12 protein-coding genes and 2 other annotated features are annotated in these 17,396 nt (G+C 35.3%); of the genes, 9 read left to right on the top strand and 3 right to left on the bottom strand.

Features of this window, described 5'->3' with window-relative positions:
- Positions 1-78 precede the first annotated feature (78 nt).
- Positions 79-317: a binding site (T-box leader), on the top strand.
- 54 nt (positions 318-371) lie between these two features.
- Positions 372-3,473 (top strand): isoleucine--tRNA ligase, encoded by a 3,102-nt coding sequence (ileS, locus tag AC0IXC_RS06260; RefSeq protein WP_471652711.1) that lies wholly within the window; start codon positions 372-374, stop codon positions 3,471-3,473.
- A gap of 52 nt (positions 3,474-3,525) precedes the next feature.
- Here the strand turns inward: ileS and AC0IXC_RS06255 are convergent, their stop codons facing one another.
- Both AC0IXC_RS06255 and AC0IXC_RS06250 read right to left on the bottom strand, forming a co-directional pair.
- Complete coding sequence (locus AC0IXC_RS06255; RefSeq protein ID WP_002189456.1) at positions 3,526-4,611, bottom strand: DUF418 domain-containing protein; 1,086 nt, start codon at positions 4,609-4,611, stop codon at positions 3,526-3,528.
- A 1-nt stretch (position 4,612) separates the two neighbouring features.
- Positions 4,613-5,197 (bottom strand): TetR/AcrR family transcriptional regulator, encoded by a 585-nt coding sequence (locus tag AC0IXC_RS06250; protein ID WP_002136053.1) that lies wholly within the window; start codon positions 5,195-5,197, stop codon positions 4,613-4,615.
- Positions 5,198-5,525: 328 nt separating this feature from the next.
- Between AC0IXC_RS06250 and AC0IXC_RS06245 the strand changes: the two genes are divergently transcribed.
- Positions 5,526-7,037: a M36 family metallopeptidase gene (locus AC0IXC_RS06245; protein ID WP_002189466.1), complete on the top strand. Its 1,512-nt coding sequence runs from the start codon at positions 5,526-5,528 to the stop codon at positions 7,035-7,037.
- A gap of 107 nt (positions 7,038-7,144) precedes the next feature.
- On the opposite strand, the gene AC0IXC_RS06240 is transcribed toward AC0IXC_RS06245, so the two are convergent.
- Positions 7,145-7,624 (bottom strand): hypothetical protein, encoded by a 480-nt coding sequence (locus tag AC0IXC_RS06240; protein WP_002141587.1) that lies wholly within the window; start codon positions 7,622-7,624, stop codon positions 7,145-7,147.
- A gap of 63 nt (positions 7,625-7,687) precedes the next feature.
- Between AC0IXC_RS06240 and AC0IXC_RS06235 the strand changes: the two genes are divergently transcribed.
- From AC0IXC_RS06235 to AC0IXC_RS06205, 7 genes are all read left to right on the top strand, one after another.
- Positions 7,688-9,070, top strand: a complete 1,383-nt coding sequence (locus AC0IXC_RS06235) for a UDP-N-acetylmuramoyl-tripeptide--D-alanyl-D-alanine ligase (RefSeq protein ID WP_471652710.1) — start codon at positions 7,688-7,690, stop codon at positions 9,068-9,070.
- A gap of 67 nt (positions 9,071-9,137) precedes the next feature.
- Positions 9,138-9,349, top strand: a binding site (T-box leader).
- A 110-nt stretch (positions 9,350-9,459) separates the two neighbouring features.
- On the top strand, positions 9,460-10,758 hold the full coding sequence (aspS, locus tag AC0IXC_RS06230; protein ID WP_471652709.1) for an aspartate--tRNA(Asn) ligase: 1,299 nt from the start codon (positions 9,460-9,462) through the stop codon (positions 10,756-10,758).
- Positions 10,759-10,960: 202 nt separating this feature from the next.
- Positions 10,961-11,725 (top strand): vWA domain-containing protein, encoded by a 765-nt coding sequence (locus AC0IXC_RS06225; RefSeq protein ID WP_098776431.1) that lies wholly within the window; start codon positions 10,961-10,963, stop codon positions 11,723-11,725.
- A 14-nt stretch (positions 11,726-11,739) separates the two neighbouring features.
- Positions 11,740-12,510, top strand: coding sequence for a PP2C family serine/threonine-protein phosphatase (locus AC0IXC_RS06220; RefSeq protein WP_471652708.1), 771 nt, complete (start codon positions 11,740-11,742; stop codon positions 12,508-12,510).
- 28 nt (positions 12,511-12,538) lie between these two features.
- A complete protein-coding gene (locus AC0IXC_RS06215; RefSeq protein WP_012260834.1) occupies positions 12,539-12,901 on the top strand; it encodes a ubiquitin family protein in 363 nt (120 codons plus the stop codon).
- A gap of 31 nt (positions 12,902-12,932) precedes the next feature.
- A complete protein-coding gene (gene essC / locus AC0IXC_RS06210; RefSeq protein ID WP_341085948.1) occupies positions 12,933-16,943 on the top strand; it encodes a type VII secretion protein EssC in 4,011 nt (1,336 codons plus the stop codon).
- A 118-nt stretch (positions 16,944-17,061) separates the two neighbouring features.
- On the top strand, positions 17,062-17,334 hold the full coding sequence (locus tag AC0IXC_RS06205) for a WXG100 family type VII secretion target (protein ID WP_002158043.1): 273 nt from the start codon (positions 17,062-17,064) through the stop codon (positions 17,332-17,334).
- The last annotated feature ends 62 nt before the right edge of the window (positions 17,335-17,396 follow it).

The raw sequence follows: 17,396 nt of genomic DNA, 5'->3' as shown, positions 1-17,396 counted from the left end.
AGGGTATAAATAAAAATATATTTCGAATTAGTTGACAATTAATTGTTTAATGGCATAAAATAACTTTTAATAAAGTATACAAATCTGAAGACGAGAAAGAGTAAAATAGTGAGCTGTTCTCCAGAGAGCCGGTGTATTGCTGAAAGCCGGTGTGCAGACGTTATTTGAAAATCATCTCCGAGGAGCCGTGGCTGAATAAAGTAAGCTCGGACGGATGTCTACCGTTACAAAGAACGCGTATGTTAGTACGTTGCTAAGTGCTATTAGTGAAAAGCTAATAGAATTAGGGTGGTAACGCGGGTAAACCCGTCCCTACTTCATAGGGGCGGGTTTTTTGTGTGCTTTTAAAACATTCAAAGGAGTGATTGTAGATGAAGAAAGTAGATGTAAAAGAGTCGGCTGTAGGGAGAGAAACACGTATTCGTAAGCAGTGGAACGAACAGGGCATTTTTGAACAATCAATTCAGAATAGAGAAGGCGCACAATCGTTTGTGTTTTATGAAGGACCACCAACGGCGAACGGTTTACCACACGTCGGCCATGCACTTGGTCGGGCAATTAAAGATTTAGTAGCGAGATATAAAACGATGGCTGGATATAAAGTGTTAAGAAAAGCTGGCTGGGATACACATGGATTACCTGTAGAATTAGGCGTCGAAAAACAACTTGGTATTTCAGGTAAGCATGAGATTGAAGAGTACGGCATTGAGCCATTTATTCAAAAGTGTAAAGAGAGTGTATTCACGTATGAGAAGCAGTGGCGTGAATTTACGGAGAGCATTGGATATTGGGTAGATATGGATGATCCATACGTTACTCTAGAGAATCCATATATCGAAAGTGTATGGAATATTTTAGGGACGATTCATGAAAAAGGTTTGTTATATAAAGGACATAGAGTTTCTCCATACTGTCCAAGCTGTCAAACATCGCTTAGTTCACATGAAGTTGCACAAGGATATAAAACAGTGAAAGATTTAAGCGCAACGGTTAAGTTTAAAGTAAAAGATAGTGAAAATGAATATTTCCTTGGATGGACGACAACGCCGTGGACACTTCCAGCGAATGTTGCACTTGCCGTACATCCAAATATGGAATACGTTAAAGCGAAACAAGAAGGATATGTATACATTGTTGCGAAAGAACGTGTACAAGAAGTATTAAAAGAAAACTATGAAGTATTATCTGTTCATAAAGGCGAAGAATTAGTAAACACATCTTATACAGCACCGTTTCCGATGAAGGAAGTTACAAATGGATACCACGTAATTGCAGCAGATTTTGTAACAGCAGATAGTGGTACAGGACTCGTTCATATCGCTCCAGCATATGGGGAGGACGATTATAAAGTCGTTCAAAGTGAAGGGTTATCATTTTTACATGTTGTAGATGAGAAAGGTGAGTATACAGAAGCAGTACCGTTCTTAAAAGGAAAGTTTGTAAAAGAATGTGACGTTGATATCGTTCGTTATTTAGCGAAAGAAGGGTTACTATATCATAAAGAAAAATATGAGCATAGCTATCCGCACTGTTGGCGCTGTGATTCACCATTACTTTATTATGCAGGAGAAAGCTGGTTAATCCGAACAACTGAGATTAAAGAAACATTTTTACGAAATAATGATTCTGTTAAGTGGTATCCAGACCATATGAAGCATGGACGGTTTGGTAAGTTTTTAGAAAACATGGTGGACTGGAATATTAGCCGGAATAGATATTGGGGAACACCTTTAAACGTATGGGAATGTGAAAGCTGCGATCATCAATTTGCACCGAAAAGCATTGCCGAATTAAGAAAGCATAGTACGAAAGAAGCACCTGAAGATTTAGAATTGCATAAGCCGTATGTAGATGAAGTGCAAGTTTGCTGCGAAAAATGCGGAAGTACAATGAATCGCACACCAGAAGTAATCGATGTTTGGTTTGATAGTGGTTCCATGCCGTTTGCACAATATCATTATCCATTTGAAAATAAAGAGTTATTTGAAGAACAGTTTCCAGCAGATGTTATTGCAGAAGGCATTGATCAAACACGCGGATGGTTTTATAGTTTATTAGCCGTATCAGCGCTATATACAGGGAAAGTACCATATAAACGAGTGTTATCACTAGGGCATGTTCTAGACGAGGAAGGACAGAAAATGTCTAAAAGTAAAGGAAATGCACTAGATCCAGTTGATTTAGTAAATCAGTTTGGTGCAGATGCTTTAAGATGGGCTCTACTTGTTGACAGTGCTCCGTGGAATGCAAAGCGTTTTTCTGAAAGAACAGTACTGGAAGCAAAATCTAAATTTGTAGATACGTTAGTCAATGTATATAGCTTCTACGTTTTATATGCAAATTTAGATGAGTATAATCCGAAAGAAAAGTATGAAGTTAAACGTACGAAATTAGATGAATGGGTATTATCAAGATTGCATAGCACAACGAAAAAAGTGAGAACAGCACTTGATGATTATCAATTTACGAATGCAGCTCGTGAAATCGCGGCGCTTGTAGATGGAGTCAGTAACTGGTACGTAAGACGATCACGTAATCGTTTCTGGGAATCTGGTATGAATCCTGAAAAAGCAGCTGCGTATGAAACGCTTCATGAAGTGCTTGTAACAATTAGTAAATTAATCGCACCATTTACACCGTTTGTAGCTGAGGATATTCATCTGAATTTAGAAGGAAGAAGCGTTCATTTAGCAGATTATCCGGTTGTAAACGAATCACTTATCCAGCCTGAGTTAGAAGCAGAAATGGATGCTGTTTTACAAGTTGTTGAACTTGGAAGAAGTAACCGTAATCAACATTCATTAAAAGTAAAACAGCCGTTAGCGGAACTTGTATTACTAGCGCATAATGAAAATGATATGGATTGGGAATCTTATCGTGATATCATCATGGATGAGCTAAATGTAAAAGCGTTCCATGTTGAACTCGATGAAACGAAATACACGTCCTATCAATTAAAGCTGAATTTTAAAACGGCTGGGCCGAAGTTTGGTAAAAGTGTGAATGCAGTAAATGGCTGGCTAAAACAATTATCAAAAGAAGAAGTACAACACTTTGTATCTACAGAAAGAGCAGTTTACGAAGTAGCACCAGGAGAAGAAGTAGTTGTAACAGCTGAAGATGTATTAGTAGAGAAAGTTGCGAAATCAGGATTTTCAAATACGACTAACGGTCAATATACGGTAATGTTAGATACGAATGTAACGGAAGAATTGTTACAAGAAGGAGTAGCACGTGAATTTATTCGTGCAGTTCAAGAATATCGTAAGCAGTTGAATTTACCAGTTAACTTACGGGTTGATATTACTCTTGATGTAGAAGATGAATTGCAGCATACATTAACGAACCATAAAGAGTTATTAGAAGAAAACTTACTCGTCAAGCAATTTACATTTGGTCACTTAACGAATGAGGACGATGAACTTTCTTTAGGTGAGACAAAGATCCGAATTAAATTAAACGCGGCTAATTAAAGAAAAAAGGAAGATGGAATCATTCCAACTTCCTTTTTTGTATGAAGATAAATTAATCAGTTATTTTCCGCATAATCCATTCGATAGGTCCTCTAGAAAAGTTCCTTCGCCATAATACGCTAAATAAAATACTGAAAATGAAAAATGCAGTAGCAAATAATAAAACGAAAAGTAGTGTTTGATGTTCCATACGATTTAATACAATCAATGCGCCAATACCGATAAATACATGACTTACATAATGCGTTAATGTTAATTGTCCTGTTTGTATAATGGAAGTAACAAACCAATTATTTTCATATTTTTCAGCAATGTAGAGGCAAATTATTAATATAGCAATAGCAGATCCTGTAGCGGATGCGACGTATAATATATTGGGCAAAATGGGTCCTGTGTTAAACAAAAATGTAGCTGCCTCTTTGCCGATGTATGGAATAAAGAAGTGTGTAAGTCCTTTTGATAAAAGTTCTGTCAGTATTGTGATTGTAATACTGAGTAAGAGTAATCTTTCTCTAATATTTTTATTATGAAGATCTAATCTACCAATTATCATACCAATTAAGAAGAAAGAAAACCATGGGAAAATAGGGTGATAGCCATTAAAAAATAAGTTGCGAAGAAAACCTGTTAAGGTCCAAAAGTCTATATAGTTTATAAATGGGATTGTGCCTCCCCATCCTTCGAAGGCGTTGAAAGTAAGTTGGAGATATTGTGCAGCAAGTAAAATAATGATAGAAAGCCATATTAGTATAGTTCTTCGTACAGTAATTAGTAATGCAGCGATGAAAAGGTAAACGCCGTAGTAGTGTAAAATATCACCCGTCCATTCCATTACATACAATAATAATCCTAAAATAAATAAGAATAGTGATCGTTTCCAAATCAATATTCGGCTGGTATTGATTTTTATTTTCTCTTGGCTAGCAACAGATGATTTAGTCATTAAAGTTATGCCAATCCCAGCAAGTATAACAAACAAGGCAGAAGCTCTACCTTCAAAAAGTGTTATAAAGGTTTTTAACAGAGGAGGTCCATTTCCTTCCGCCCCTGTTATCACCATGAAATTAACTAGTAACATTCCAAACATTGCCCACGCTCTAGCAAAATCTAAGCCGATAATGCGCTTTTTTGTATTCACTTCAATCCCTGCTTTCAAAAATGCTATTTACAGCTTCAATCCATATTTGTTTATAATCCATATCTAAATGTAACATCATAAAATTCCCAATATTATCAAGAACTAATGCTAACATATGAGCTTTTGAAACTAGATTTTTATTTTGAATGAGTTGAAGTTCATTTGCTTTTGTTAGGAGTGATTCAAACCCGTTTAAATATTCTGTTTGTACAGTTAGTAATCGATCTTTGTACATATCGTTTCTTGAAGATAGTAATACATATTCTTGTAATACACGATTAAAATAAGGATCTTTCTGTTGTTCGTCTATCATTTTAAAGCCAATTTCAACACATTTCTCAATGAAATTCTCTTTCGTAAATTCTTCTGTATGAAAGAATGAGGAGAACTGCATCGCTGCACATAATTCATTAAAAATACTTTCAATTAATGCATCTTTAGATTTAAAGTAATAATAAATAGATGGCTTGGCAATACCAACTTCTTCAGCAATCATTGTATAGGTCGTTTTGGCAATGCCGTGACCGGCAAATAGTCGATAACTTGCTTCGACTATGGAAGAGAGTGTTTCTTCACTTTTGCTCATGATAAGTCCTCCTAATAAAAAAGGTTACATAAATCGTATCATTCATTAATATTATTTTCAACCTACCGTTAGGTAAAAAATAACTTATTTTTTTACACATTACTTTAAAAAGCATAAGGTAAAGAAATTTACAAAAGAAATATATTTCTACAGTATTTTTCTCGTTTTACACATAAATATTGAGAAAATTTCACTTACCCAAAATGTAAAGGTAATAGAATTGTTTGTATAGAATTACTCGTAGATTCACTTTATTTCGTTACTTGTGGACAGGAATAGCCTTATAGGAATGGGGTAAAGTTTTCAATTTATTAGGGGGAGTGGTTTTATGTTAAACAAAAAAATGGTGGCAATGGCAATGACTGTGCCATTAGTAATGGGGACAATTTCTACTGTTTCAGCACTGGAAAAACAACAGCAAGTAAAGCTAGAAGCTTATTCACCACAGAAAAAAGCAATTGAATATTTAAAAGGACATGCTACGGAATATGGATTGAAGGCAGACCTTTCAGACTTGCAATATATTTCTACAACAGAAACATCAGTAGCTTCATATGTTAGGTTCCAACAAGTGGTCAATGGTGCGCCTGTATTTTCAAAACAAATTACAGTTACTCTTAACGGAGAGGGAAAAGGCTTACTTGCGGTTTCTGATTATCAGCCTGTTACAGGTGTGAAGGAAGTTACGAAAAAAATTAGTGAAAAAGATGCAGAACAAAAATCGATGGCGTATGTTGGAGGAGAAAGTGAGCAAAACTTATGGGCTCCTACAGAAAAAGAATTCGGATATATTGTTGAAGAGGGAGTCGCTATTCCTGTATATAAAGTGGTAGTCCATTCTAATAATCCATTCGGTGCATGGGAAACATTCATTGATGCGGAAAATGGAAAGTTAATTAAAAAAGTTGATATAAACCGAAAAGCAGAAGGAACAGGAAAAGTATTTTTACCTAACCCTGTCGTATCTAGTGGAAGTTTAGCAGGGTTAAAAGATAATAATGATGCAGATTCAACAGCATTAACGAATCAATTGAAAACTGTTACGTTAAAAGGTTTAGATGGTACAGGATTTTTAATTGGTGAGTATGTTACGATTTCTTCAAAAGCGAAGACGAAATCTACAAACTTACAATTTAACTATACACGTGCAAATGATAGTTTTGAAGATGTTATGTCATATTATCATATTGATACATTACAGCGTTACATTCAAGGATTAGGCTTTCAAAATATTAATAAACGTTCGATTAAAGTGAATGTAAATGGTACAACTGATGATAACTCATTTTATTCTCCATCAACGAAAGCTTTAACTTTCGGTACTGGCGGAGTAGATGATGCAGAAGATGCTGGCATTATTGCGCATGAATATGGTCATTCTATTCAAGATAATCAAGTGCCAGGCTTCGGAAGTTCACCAGAAGGTGGAGCGATGGGAGAAGGATTTGGAGACTTCTTAGGTGCTACTTATGAAGATGCAGTATCGACAACGGGATACGGGAAAGCATGTATTGGAGAATGGGATGCGGCTGCTTATTCTAGTTCAGATCCGACGTGCTTACGCCGATTAGATACGAATAAAGTATACCCGAAAGATATAACGAATGAAGTGCATAATGATGGGGAAATTTGGGCTCAAGGTCAATACGAAATGGCGCAATCTTTTGGACGTGATGTAGCAACAAAAATTATTTTACAATCACATTGGTCATTAACGCCAAATGCGAAATTCCGTGATGGAGCGAAAGCAATTAAGCAAGCAGATGCTCTTTTATACGGCGGACAACATGCCGCGGAAATCGATCGAATTTGGACAGCGAGAGGAATTAGTACGAATTAATATAAAAAGTCGTGGCGTTTAAAAGCCACGACTTTTTTATTTGCTTAAGAACTGGTACTAGTAAATTAAGCTATATCAATGATAGTGTGAATTTATACGCATTCCATTTATTTCTTTGCGTCTTTAAAAACAAAATGCTCTTTAAATTTTCTAGACTCGACTTTTTGACCGTTTCGCATCGAGCGGAAAGGGTGTTCTTGCCAAGTGATTATAACGTCAACCTCATCTGATTTTGTAGAAACAGGGAAGTTAGCATGTCTAAATCCAGTTTTTCCACTTGCTAGACGACCTTCTTTTAGGGAAAAGAGTTCGTATTTTGTTTTCATATTTGGTTCATTGCGGAAGACTTCAACTTGTACGTTATATACTTCGTTTTCTCCAACATTCTTTACTGAAAATTGATATGTTTGAAATTTATCTTTTTTAGCTTGAAGCATATTTTCACTTGTTTTTTTCGGTTCATCAATATTCACTTGCCATTGATCAGAGTTTTGAGAGATTGGTAAAGATTTTGGTGAATAGGCGTATGTTTCATTAACTACAACTAAGCATAATAATAGGAGAAAGAAACTAATTGTTTTTTTCATATAAACACCTCGCTACAAAATTTTTATTAATATGCGTAAATGAAGCAGAGTTTATGTAATAAAATGGAAAAAGGTGATACTTTGATTCAAATGAATTTGAAAAAACTTGAAGAGGTAGTAGATGGAGTAGGATTACAAGAATCGTTTCATCATATAGAAATACATGGTGTCTGCATAGATTCCAAAAACATTAAAGAAGGAAATTTATTCGTTCCAATCATTAGGGTGAAGGATGGACATGGTTATGTGAAAGAAGCAATGGATAATGGAGCTGTCGCTTCATTATGGAAAAAGTCTTACGGTACTCCGCCAAAAGGGATACCAATTATATTTGTAGATGACACTTTGTTTGCTTTGCAACAATTGGCGCAATTTTATCGAAAAGGGCTAGATGTAAAAGTAATCGGAATTACTGGTAGTAATGGCAAGACAACGGTAAAAGATATAATAAGCACGATTTTAAGTACAACTCATCGTGTGCATAAAACAAAGGGCAATTTTAATAGTCAAATCGGTTTGCCGTTAACAATTTTAGAAATGAAACGAGATACAGAGTTTTTAATACTTGAAATGGGAATGAGTGAGAAAGGACAAATTCGAAATTTATCACAAATAGCACAGCCAGATGTAGCGATAATTACAATGATTGGACAGTCTCACTTAGAAACACTTGGATCAAGAGAAGAGATTTCGAAGGCTAAATTAGAAATTATAGACGGATTAAAAGAGGAAGGATTGCTCTTATATAATGGTGATGAGACATTACTTTCTCGAAAAAATAATGTACTAGTTCTAGAATGTAAGTCATTTGGTGAAAAGGATACAAATGATTTGTTTCCAACAAACGTGCAATTAGATGAATATGGTGTTCATTTTAAATTAAATGATTCAAAAATACAGTATGATGTCCCCTTACATGGAAAACATAATATTTTAAATACGATTGTTGGAATCGCTGTAGGTCAATTTTACAATGTCCCTACAGAAAAAATACAGGATGCATTGAGGCAAATAAATATTACTCATATGCGCTTTCAATTTTTAACTGCTAAAACAGGTTTTACGATTATTAATGATGCATGGAATGCCAGTCCCTCGTCAATGAAGGCTGCAATTGAAACGTTACAGAAATTAAATGCCTATAAGAAAAAAATCATTGTCATTGGGGATATGTTGGAGTTAGGGAAGGAAGCTGAAACTTATCATAGAGAAATTGGTAAAATGTTAAATCAAGAGAATATTTCATATGTGTTTACTTATGGAGAGATGGCAGAAATAGTGGCGGAAGAAGCAAGAAAGAAATATGATACAGGAAAAGTACAGTCATATAATAATAAAGCTAAGATAGCAGAGGAAGTATTGAAAATTATAACGAAAAAGGATGTCGTATTATTGAAAGGCTCTCGTGGAATGGCTTTAGAGGAGATTGTGCAAAATTGGATATGAAAAATCAGAATATATTTTAAAAAAGCTTGCGTTTTATAAAATAAAGAGATAGAATACTCTGTAAATATAAAAAGTGATGATTAGGAAAAGTACATGATGCAGGGGTCTACAGAGAGCAATCGATTGCTGGGAAGATTGCGATACCGCATGATGGAAAGACACCTGTGAGTGTTGCTTTGAACGTGATAATTAGTAAAAGCAAACGGTACCTACCGTTATCAGGGCTAAGATGGTCATTATGACAATTTGGGTGGTACCGCGGAATAATCCGTCCCTATTATAGGGGCGGATTTTTGTATTCTTTGAAAGGAGGTGAGTGACCGTGGATGATGATGACGACAACAATAACAATAACGTAAATAAAAATAAAATTAATGGAGGGAAATATAATGGATCAAATAATGAAGCGTTCACTCACACGAGAATGTACGGAGCAATGCGAAAAGATTGTATTACTACAAGGGTGGGTAAAAAAGATTCGTCATCTTGGAAATGTTAGTTTTTTATTATTAAGGGACCGAACAGGAGTTATTCAATGCGTATTAGAAAATGAATTAGCTGGATACAAAGTTGATGTTGAAAGTGTCGTTCAAGTAGTTGGTGAAATTGTAGAGACTTCGAAAACAGAATTAGGGGTTGAAGTACTCGCTCATGAAGTGAAAGTATTAAATGGTGCAGAACCACTTCCGTTTGAAATAAATAAAAAGAAGTTACAAGTTGGCTTAGATCAATTATTGAATGAGCGGGTATTATCTTTAAGACATGAGCGAACCGCGGCGATTTTTAAAGTGAAATCGACACTCGTTCAAAGCTTTGGTGAGTTCCTAATAGAGAACGATTTCACACGTGTATTTACTCCGAAAATTGTCTCGCAAGGGGCAGAAGGAGGAGCAAATGTTTTTAAGCTTCCATACTTCCAAAAAGAAGCTTACTTAGCGCAATCACCACAGTTTTATAAACAAATGATGGTAGCGGGAGGACTCGAACGTGTTTTTGAAATTGCTCCTGTGTACCGGGCGGAACATCATAACTCTTCACGACATTTAAATGAATATATATCGTTAGACGTAGAACTTGGATTTATTCATGATTTTCATGAAGTGATGCAATTAGAGGCAGATGCATTACGATATATGTTTCAACAAGTAGAAAAAAACTGTGAAAAAGAATTACAACTATTACAAATAGCAGTACCCGTCATTGGAGAAATTCCTAAAATCACATTATCAGAAGCACAAGAAGTTTTGATAAGTAAGTATCGAAAAGAATCTCCTGTAGGGGATTTAGATACAGAAGGTGAAAAGTTACTAGGGAAATATGTGAAGGAAACATATAATAGCGAGTTAGTTTTCATTACACATTATCCGAAAGAAGCGCGTCCAATGTATACGATGCCGAATAAAGAGAATCCATTGATTACCGATTCTTTCGACCTATTATATAAAGGACTAGAAATAACGTCAGGCGCACAGCGAATTCATAATCATGAAATGTTGCTCGCATCTTTTAAAGAAAAAGGATTACATCCAGATAAATTTCAATCTTATGTAAATACATTCCGATACGGTTGTCCGCCACATGGTGGTTTTGGAATTGGATTAGAACGAGTTGTGTATAAGCTATTAGAATTATCGAATGTAAGAGAAGCGAGTGCTTTTCCGAGGGATTGTACACGTCTTATACCATAACATTAAAACCCTTCTATAATATAGAAGGGTTTTGTGCATTTCAACATATGTTAAAGGGAATGATAATGGTTTTTTCGTGTGAAAATATGTAAATTATATCAAGAAAATTTGATAATGAATTGAGAAATAGAAAATTCATAAGTTATAATAAAATATGAATATAAAAATAGTTCACATAATAATGTATGGAAGGGTATGAAACATGTTATATCAAACTCAAGCAACACAACAAACACCAGCTTATATAATCTATCTTCTGGATGTAAGCGCATCAATGAATCAAATGATGGATGCAGGCGGAGAAGAAAAAAGAAGAATTGATATTGTAACGGATGCTCTTTCTTTAGCGATTCGCCAAATGGTATTTCGTTCAACAAAAGGTAGTCGTTTGCTCCCAAGGTATAAATTGTCTATTTTAGCCTATAGCGATCATGTTTTTGATCTATTGGGTGGGGTGAAAACAATAGACGAAGTAGCAAGACTGCGCCCACTAGAAAAAATCCAAACGCATCGCTTAACTGATACAGCAAAAGCTTTCTCTGTAGTGGAGAAGTTATTGCAAATGGAATTACCAAATTTACAAGATGGGCCAGCTCCTGTGGTCTGTCATATGACAGACGGTGCTTCAACTGGTGAAGATCCAGAATTAATTGTGCGAAGAATTATGGATATGTCTGTACCTGATGGAAATGTGTTAATTGAAAATATTTTTATTTCAGATGAAATTATGCAAGACCAAATTACTAATATAAAGAAGTGGCAAGGTATTATGCCAAATACAGAAATTACGGATGAGTACGGAGCAAAGTTGCAACGACTTTCATCACCTATCCCTCAAAGCTACCGTGAGATGATGACTGAGTATGGTTTTCATATTGGGGAGGGTGCAGTGATGATGTTTCCTGGTACAAATGCGGATTTAGTGTCACTTGGATTTCAAATGTCCGCTGCGACGCCTGTTCGATAGGGGAGATGAATAAAGTGAATTATATCCTGTCACAAGAAAAAGAAACGGTATTACAGGAGAAGAAAAGTGAACATTTTACATATCGATATAGTTATGTAAGAGCTAAAGAAACACAGGACTTAAATGAAAGTGGACAAGACTTCCTCGCATTTCAAGATAATGGAACTCGTTTCATGTTCGTATTATGTGATGGAGTAGGAATGTCTTTTCATGGCGAAATCGCTGCGAACTTTCTTGGTATGAAACTATTACATTTATTTGAAACATTTCAGGGAAAAGAACAGGATATTTCAGCCCTATTAAATGAAGAGCTGGAAAAGTGGAAAGAAGAAGGATTAGAGGAAGTGAGGGCATTTCAATTGCCGGAAGAAACACCGTGGCTACTTCGCGATGTATTGGAAGAAAAGAGAAAACAGGGTAGTGAAGCTATGTTTATTGGCGGGAGAATAGAACTCATTCCAAATGAAGATAAAGTATATGTAACAATAGTTACACATGGTGATTCATTTGTACAATTGTTTCAAAAGCAGAAGAATTGTTTGAATGTAATGAAGTTTGAGAGAAATATAGAGAAAAGATGGTCTACACATCGTGGCATTATTGGTGGCGAATTGGAGGTTTTTTCAAAGACATTATCCAGAGAAGAAGCTAATCGGATGGTTATTCATTCAGACGGGCTTATGTCGCTTATGCAGTATAATTTTGAGGAAGTCTTAGCAGAAATCGAGAGGGCGCAGTGCTCGCCGACAAGCGATGATATTTCATTTTTAGATATTTCTTGGTAACAACACGATGGAAAAAGGTGAATAAAACGTGGAAGAGATTATTGTGACATACATAAAACAATCAAATGAAGAAATAGATATTGCGATTCCTAATGATATAAAAGTAGTGCAAATTATTGAAGCGATTTTACATCATGAAAAAATAGATGAAGCATTAAGCAGTATCTATGAAATTAAAGTGGCAAAAGATAAAGAAGAGTGGCATTCTATTCGGAATGATGAAACTTTGCGAGATAATGATGTTTGGGATGGACAATATGTAATGCTATATAAAAAGGGGGCTATTATTCCTTCTTTTGAAATGTTATCGGCAGAAGAAGTTTATAATGAACCTGTTAAACCAGATATATCTTCAAGTAGAGAAGATTATGTATGGAAAATCATTGAGTAATAGTTTTTGAATGGGGAAGGAGAAATGTTTTGTGCAAAAATCACCATATTTTCAACGCTCTCCGCGTGTGAAAGTAGATATACCCACAGGGGATGTTATTATTCATGATCCGCCGAATATACCGGAGGAGCCGAAATTTTCAATTGAAACGATGATATTGCCAGCGGCGATGACAATTTTGACTCTAGTATTATACTTTGTGATGATGAAGGTTATGAAAATGAATTCAAGCTATATGCCGCTAATGATGGTTTCTAGTATTCCTATGTTAGGGTCATATATATTTACATCGATGGGGCATTTACGTAGAAAGAAAGAACACCGTCAATTGGTTGAACAATTGCAAACAAGATACTTAGAGCAAATTCAAAAGCACCGAGTGGAATTAGATACGTTAAAGGTTGAACAAGCAAAGTATTTAATTACACAAAATCCAAGTCCTTTAAAAAGTGTGCAAAGAATTGAAAATCAAGAAAGTAACTTATGGGAGCGAACACCCGAAAGTCCGGATTTTTTAGATATTCGTATTGGAACGGGGGAAAGGCCATTCCTTGTAGAGTTGAAAGTGCCTGAGCAGAAAGGTTACGAAGAAAATCCATTAGTTACAGAAGCACAAAATGTGAAAAGAGATTTTACTACAATTCCTAATGGGCATATTTCAATTTCTTTGAAAAAAAATGATGTGATTGGTGTAGTTGGAAATAAAGAAGATAGGTTGAACTTTATTCGAATTGTAACGACGCAAATTATGACACATCATGCGCCAAATGAAGTGAAAATAGCAGCTTTTTATCATGAGAAGGAGAAAAAACAGTGGGATTGGATGAGATGGCTTCCTCACGTATGGGATGAGCAGAGAAGTATGCGTTTTCTATCTGCAAATCAACAAGACGCTCAGAAATTAGCTGAAGCGTTGTTCACACCACTTAATATGCGTAGAATTTATAATTCCTCTGCACAGGCAGATGCGAAAATACCTTTAATCCCAATGTATGTCTTTTTCTTATCCGCGCGAGAATTTTTAGAAGATGATCCTCTAATCCCAATGTTACTTAGAGAAGGGGAAAGTGTCGGAGCATCTACGTTTATATTTGCAGAACAAAGAGAAAGATTGCCGATGGAATGTGATCTTGTTATAAGCTTAAATGGAGAAAATGGTGAGTTAGTAGAAACGTTTTCAAGTTCAGCTGAAAATAGTGGGACAACACGTGTTAGTTTTAAAGTAGATCGACTTTCATTCGAACGATGTGAATTAGGAGCGCGAAGCATTGCTCCGATTCGGATGAAAAGTTCTACAGCAGCCAACATTCCGAAAGTATTAACATTTTTAGACTTGTTTCAAGCTAAGAAAATGGAAGAGTTACAAGTGCTAGAGAGATGGAAAGAAAATCGATATCCGACTTCATTACCGGTTCCAATTGGTGTAAGAGAAGGAAGTAAGCCTGTTTTTCTAAATATTCACGATAAAATAGAGAAAAAAGGGCATGGTCCACATGGTCTAATGGCTGGTACAACAGGATCAGGAAAAAGTGAAGTTATTCAGTCTATAATAGCAGCGTTAGCAGCAACCTATCATCCTCATGAGATGGCATTTATGCTTATTGATTATAAGGGTGGCGGAATGTCAAACACATTTGCGGGATTACCGCATATTATTGCATCTATTACGAACTTAGAAGATCCAAACTTAATTGAGCGTGCTAGAATTTCATTAAAGGCAGAATTAGAGCGGAGACAAAAATTATTCATTCAGGCTGGAAATGTCCAGCATCTAGATGAATATTATGAAACACGTTGGCGTGAAAAAGAACCTTTACCACATTTATTTATTGTCATTGATGAGTTTGCTCAAATGAAAAAGGAACAACCTGAATTTATGGACGAGCTAATTAGTGTCGCTGCAATAGGAAGGACATTAGGAGTTCACTTATTATTAGCAACTCAAAAACCTTCTGGGGTTGTAAATGACAAGATTTGGAGTAACTCGCGTTTTCGAATTTGTTTACGTGTACAAGATGATGCGGATAGTCGTGAAATGCTAAAGATTCCAGATGCATCTAAAATCAATGTACCGGGACGAGGATATCTACAAGTTGGCAGCAATGAAGTATTGGAGTTATTTCAATCTGCATGGAGCGGAGCACCTTATAATCCAGATGAAGAGAAAGTTCTTGATGTTGTTGACTTTACAGAAGTTAAGCTTTCAGGTGAAAGAATAAAAGTGAAAAAGCGTCCAAAACCAATGACAAATAGTCCAAAGCAATTACAAGCTTTTATTCAATATGTACAGAGCGTATCAGAAAAAGAAAATATTAAAGCATTACCAGGACCTTGGTTAGCACCTTTACCAGAGAAACTATTATTAAATCAATTCTATGAAATAGAGAATTGGAATGCGGATGTATGGAAGCAAAGAGAAGATGAATTGCAGTTAACGGTAGGATTAATCGACGATGTGGCAAATCAAGCGCAGTATCCTTTGAAATTAGATGTACAAGAGGGGCATTTAAATATTTACGGTATGCCGGGTACAGGGAAAACGACTTTCTTACAAACAATTATTATGTCTCTGGCACTGTCTCATACGCCAGAGGAAGTAAACTTTTATGTGGTTGATTTTGGTCGCATGTTTTTAGACTTTAAAGATTTACCACATATGGGTGGAATTGTACAAGAAGACGAAATTGAAAAAATGAAACGATTGTTTAGCTCTTTGAAAAAGGAAGTCACATATCGGAAAGAATGTTTTTCTGATGTGGGAGCAAAATCTTTCGCGATGTATAACCGAATAGTAGAAAGAAAGGTTCCAGTTATTGTCGTAATGATAGATGGTTATATTAGGTTCCGAAGTGAGTATGAGAAGGAAAATGAAATTTTAGAGCTATTATTACGTGAGTCAAGTACGTACGGTATTCATTTTCATTTTTCACTCAACCAAACAAATGATATGTTTGACCGTGTTCGTAACAATATTCCGATGGCGATTTCGTTTGAATTGCAAGATAGAACAGAATACTATAGTTTACTTGGAAGACCAAAATTCCCATTAATTGATGTACCATCTGGACGTGGTTTAGTGAAAGGGCAGCCCCCAGAACTATTCCAAGCAGCATTGCCTTTTATCGGAGAAAATGAATTGGAATATTCTCAGCAATTAAAAACAATTATTCAAAAAATGAATGGGGCATGGACTGGAGAGAAAGCGAAATCAATTCCAATGGTTCCAAAACAGTTGTTTGCTGAAGATATGCTAGAACAATCAGAATCATCGCGAATTTGTGTAGGTATCGAAACAGAAGATATTCGTTTGCAAAACTTTTCATTGGAAGAAATGACAAATATTTTCATTGGCGGAAGAATTGAAGGTGGTAAGACATCTTTATTACAAACACTGATTTTTTCTCTTACCTATCAACATGCACCTGAAGAAATTGAATTACTCATGATTGATTTAAGCGAAAAAACAACTGGTATTTTAGCTCTTGGAGAATTACCTCATGTTAAAAAGCGAATTACAGATGGAATACAATTAAAAGAAATGTTAGATGAGTTGCTAGAAGTAATAAATAACAGAGAAGTAGTCATGCCGTCTTTAAATCCAAATGAAAAAATGAAGTTTCCATATTCGAGGATTATTATTGTTATTGATGATATTGATCAAATGCTGGCGTTATTATCTACTGATTTTGATGCGAAAAATAAAATAGAGCAAATTGTTCAAAATGGAAGAAATAAAGGGATCCATTTTGTTGCAGCTGCTACAACTTCAAGTGTAACTAATTATTCACATGAAAAATGGTTTGCAGAAATCAGAAAACGAAGCTTTAGTTATTTATTAGGCACCACACAAAATAATGATGTGTATTTCTTTAATATAAAGCTTAAGCATACAGAAATGGATCAAGAATTCCAAAGCGGGGAAGGATATTTTATACGCAGACAACCTATGAAAGTAAAATGTGCTTTTACACCGCTACATTTACTACATGATTTAACAAAAAAGGTTGCTAGGAAATGGTTAGAATCTAAAAAAAGAGTATAAAATTAGGTAATTTACAAAAAAATACTATTTTTTTGTAAATTACCCCTTTAAAAATAGTGTGAATATAGTTTATAATCTAATTGTTATAATATTAGTAGATTGAAAGGGGAAATACAGGATGACACAAATTAAAATTACACCTGAACAACTTGATCAAATTGCTGGACGCTTTACAAACGCAGCAGCTGAAGCTCAACAACAAATCAATAACCTTGGAAATGACATTGAAAGTTTAAATGGGCAATGGTCTGGGGCAACACAAGATAAGTTCAGAGCGAACTTTAGTGATGCTAGACAAGAAATGCTAAAATACATTCCGATTCTAGAACACATTTCTGCCGATTTGAAAAACATTGCTACTAACTTCCGTAACGCAGATAACTCATATTAATAGCAGAACAATTGCAAAAGGCCAGGAGCTATTGTTCCTGGCCTTTTCTTTAAAAATTGTCA

The sequence above is a fragment of the Bacillus sp. AC266 genome (assembly GCF_979253805.1).
The sequence above is the reverse complement of the archived record's forward strand: the minus strand, read 5'-3'. Positions and strand labels throughout refer to the sequence as shown.